Consider the following 1333-nt stretch of genomic DNA (forward strand, 5'->3'; position numbering starts at 1 on the left):
ACGGCTTAAGTTTGTCTTTTAATAAATTTGATAAAATAATAAGAAAGAATAAAAGAGAGAATTAAGGTTAATTTACACGGTTGAGCCTAGACTCAGACAACACTGATAATCCTCTCTCTTTTCTACTAAAATCACGTTCAGTTCTGTGAGACTTTAGATCTCGATTTTAAGTTGTTGTGGCTCAAGTAGATTTATTCTTTCATAAAACATTTTCTTATGAATAAATATAGTGAAACTTTTGGAATTGACATTAGTAAAGATGTCTTTGATTGTTATGGTAGTACACAAGGTCATTTACAATTCAAAAACAGTGAATTAGGATTTAAGAAGTTTCATAAACTACTACCCAAAAACAGTTTAGTAGTTATGGAAGCTACAGGTTACTATCATTACAGATTTGCGCAGTTTTTATACAAGAAAGGTATTTGTGTTTCAGTTGTAAATCCTTTGTCAATAAAGCGATTTATACAGATTAAGCTGGCAAAAATAAAAACAGATAAAAGTGATGCAAAAGCTATTTGTGATTATGGTCTAATTTATGAAGTACCTTTGTATAACGCGCTTACAGATACTCAAAGTGAGTGTTTACAATTGTTTCGATTGATGGATAATTTATTAAAAACCAGAACCGCAACAAAAAATAAAATTCACGGAGAAAAAGTACTAGGCATACCTTCAGAATATGTGTATCGTTCTTTACTTAAGACTAAAAAATATTTAGAGAAAGAATTAAAGGGAATTGATGCAAAGTTACTTTCATTAGTAAAAAAAGACCAACAAAAGCAACTAACATTATTGCAGAGTATTCCTGGTATTGGACTTAAAACAGCCTTGTTTTTAATTGTAATTACAGATGGTTTTAAAAAGTTTGAAACAGCCTCACAACTTTGTAGTTATGCAGGAATAACGCCAACAATTAGAGAATCTGGAAGTAGTGTAAGAGGTCGTTCAAGAATTAGTAAAGTTGGAAACAGGAAATTAAGAAATTTACTTTTCCTATGTTCTTTTAGTGCGTACAAGCATAATAAAGGATGTGTAGAAATATTTGAGCGAATTACCAATAAAGGAAAAAGTAAAAAGCTAGCTTTAATTGCAGTTTCCAATAAACTTTTAAAACAATGTTTTGCCATTGCAAAGTCTGGCATTGCATATGATGAGGGACATGTTTCAGTTTTAAAAGTGAAATAAAATGTAAAAGAAATTATGATAATTATAGCTTGTTGAATTGGAAATAAATCGACCAAAGTAGATTTATTCTACTTCAACAATGCCAGATAAATAATGCCTAAATTTAATGAAGAATTTGTTTGCTTTTTAACTCAGTTCTTTGTTG

The 1333-nt window shown here is 29.7% G+C and carries 1 protein-coding gene; it reads left to right on the forward strand.

Going from position 1 to position 1333, the window contains the following annotated elements; all coding sequences use genetic code 11:
• Window positions 1-216 precede the first annotated feature (216 nt).
• Window positions 217-1188, forward strand: a complete 972-nt coding sequence (locus Q0731_RS13100) for a transposase (RefSeq protein WP_299064813.1) — start codon at window positions 217-219, stop codon at window positions 1186-1188.
• Window positions 1189-1333 lie beyond the last annotated feature (145 nt).

Source organism: uncultured Polaribacter sp. (assembly GCF_947497695.1).
Classification (GTDB): domain Bacteria; phylum Bacteroidota; class Bacteroidia; order Flavobacteriales; family Flavobacteriaceae; genus Polaribacter.

Bases quoted from the DNA above. Each gene is read 5' to 3' on its own strand.
- Q0731_RS13100 (WP_299064813.1), top strand. From the start codon at position 217: ATGAATAAATATAGTGAAACTTTTGGAATTGACATTAGTAAAGATGTC.